This is a genomic window from Clostridium sp. (genome assembly GCF_036642255.1).
In the GTDB taxonomy this organism is placed as follows: domain Bacteria; phylum Bacillota; class Clostridia; order Clostridiales; family Clostridiaceae; genus Clostridium_J.
In genome coordinates, this window is the sequence record NZ_JAVWDJ010000032.1 from 1 (window position 1) to 2426 (window position 2426).

Here is a 2426-nt window from a genome sequence, read left to right on the forward strand (position 1 = left end):
GATTTTATATATTTTTTTGTAAAGTGTTCCTTATTATCAACAATAGCAAATAATATCATTGTAATACAATTATTCTTAATGAGATTTTTAAGTTCATCCACATTACTCCCCTTAAAACATTGCGCATTATCTATCACAGCTATTGTGAGGTTTATTAATTTATTAGTAAGGATGTCAAGGGGGTATCTTTCAGCTAATTGAGACATTATTGTCATGTGGTTATTCTTCAAATCAGTTTTTAAATCCTGAAGATCATCACAAAGTTGAAGTAAAAAGCCATATCCATAGGCAAATATTTCTTCATCCTTTGTCAAAGTTCCATTAATTAAGTATCCATCTGCAAGAACAGAAGCACCACCCTTTTCTATAGATATACTTAGCATATCTCTTTCATATGGAATACTCACAACATCTTGCTGAGTTAGACTTTTCTTTTGTCCTTCATGTATGAGTAATAATTTGTTATAAACTTCGGAGTACTCTTTTCTATTAAAAACTGTTTCAATGTAATCTACTAGTTTATATACCTTCTCTTCATGGGAATTCATTGCCTGTATAAATTCACCTCTCAACTTTTTTGAGAATCTATCATTAAAGTTCTTTTTATGGTCTATGGGTATAGATGTATCGTCTATATAATTATCTGTATAAGGATATAGCATACTATATCCGAAAATTGCATTAGTAAATTCAATTGGATTGTCTATAACTTTTTGAAAGATATTAATGATCCAAACATTACGGAGAGCTTGACCGATGTCTTGGTATTCCAATTTGTCATCAAATTTTTTACATTCCCTAATAAATTTATTAGTAGCTTTAAAGAAATCATCTTTCATCTTTTTATCCATTACACCCAATTTAAAAGTATCTTCTTTTAAAATGAAATTCTCAATAAATGAATCACCCTGATTTTTCCATTGAAGTTGATTTGACTCTTCCGCAGGAAAATTCTCGATATGATTTATAATAGTATCGGTAAAGAAATCAAACTGTTTTTCTTTTTTTTTCTTTTCCCAATAGCTATAAGTTTGGATATTTAACTTAAGTTCGGTACTAGAATTCCACCAGATATCCATATAGAGATTATTTAAATATTCAACATTTTCAAAAGTATCCATAATCAAAATTAAACCCCATCCCAATATTTTTAATTTATTTAACTTACATACAAATAATATAAAATATAAAAGTATCTTTAGTAGTATATGCCAAAGAATAGCTACACATTATGGTAAATCTATGTAACTATATTAAAAATCCAGAGAAAGATTTGTAGGTTAGAATTTGCAGTTCATGAAAGTTACTTAGGTGGAAACTTATTTAAGTCTTGATAGAATTATATCATCACAATTTCGAAAATTAAACAAATAAAACAAGACTTACTAGAAAATGTAAGTCTTGTTTTATTTGTTTTCTTAATTAACTTCTTAATGTCTTAAATCAATGCCTAGAACATCTAAAGAGTTTTTATCTATACTAATAATAATTGGTCCTAAAAGTGCATCATTAGAATTATTAAAAACAACTCTATAAAGTTCTTTTCCCTTGATATCCACAAAACCTTCTTTATTCATAATAAGGTGCTCTTCTTCAAAGATATATTCTTCAACTTCTGAGTTTTTCCAATCTGTTAAAGTCCCCTTATCTTCTTCAGACAAATAGTTATAAGCAATGGTTAATAGTTTATCTGTAGATGGTTTATTAGCTTCTTCTCCAGGTTGAGTAACTATCCTTACAGAGCGTGCACCACCTTGTACAGGATAAGATAAAGCCAAAGGTTCATTTAACATCACTTCAACAGTATTTCCAACTTTAATTTCTGAGATATCATATAATCTCTTTAAATTATCCTTAGATATAGTAGTTTCATGATTAATAAAAACATATGCCTTATCATATAGAGTATCTTCAGAAAACACTCCTTCTACTAGAATTCTTGCGCCATCTTTGCCCATATTAATCTCTTTAACTATACCTCTAACACTAATCTTAGCAAGTTGGCATTGCTCTGAATCTGATGGTGCTTTATTCTTTAAATAGTTATTATATATTCCTGAAGTTTGGAATCCGCTTGATGAAAGAATTAGCGTAAAGGCAATTGAAATTGGTATTAATTTATTCATATAATCACTCCCTAAAATACTTATTTATATATTAGACGATGAGAAACTGAAAAAAGTTATGAAATAAACCATATTTTCTATATTTTACATTATATTTCATGCTATTATTTAAATATCAATATTAGGTATGTTAAAATGTAAATAGTGAAATTATTAGTAGTATAAGATTAGTAGGTTTGCATTTGCAAGTATGGGAAAAAATCGATATACAGCCTTGCAAAGTTGGACCAATGTTTTTAAACTCGAATAAACAATAAACAATAAACAATAAACAATAAACAATAAACAATAAACAATAAA

Annotated in this window: 2 protein-coding genes; both read right to left on the reverse strand. The window is 27.7% G+C overall.

What is annotated here, in order from left to right:
* Positions 1-1121: hypothetical protein (locus tag RR409_RS15110; protein ID WP_332558631.1), on the reverse strand; the 1121-nt coding region annotated here is incomplete at its 3' end.
* Positions 1122-1430: 309 nt separating this feature from the next.
* Positions 1431-2126, reverse strand: coding sequence for a DUF3221 domain-containing protein (locus RR409_RS15115; RefSeq protein ID WP_332558601.1), 696 nt, complete (start codon positions 2124-2126; stop codon positions 1431-1433).
* Positions 2127-2426 lie beyond the last annotated feature (300 nt).

Excerpts from the sequence above, each read along its gene's own strand:
- RR409_RS15115 (WP_332558601.1), bottom strand. The coding sequence starts at position 2,126 with ATGAATAAATTAATACCAATTTCAATTGCCTTTACGCTAATTCTTTCA.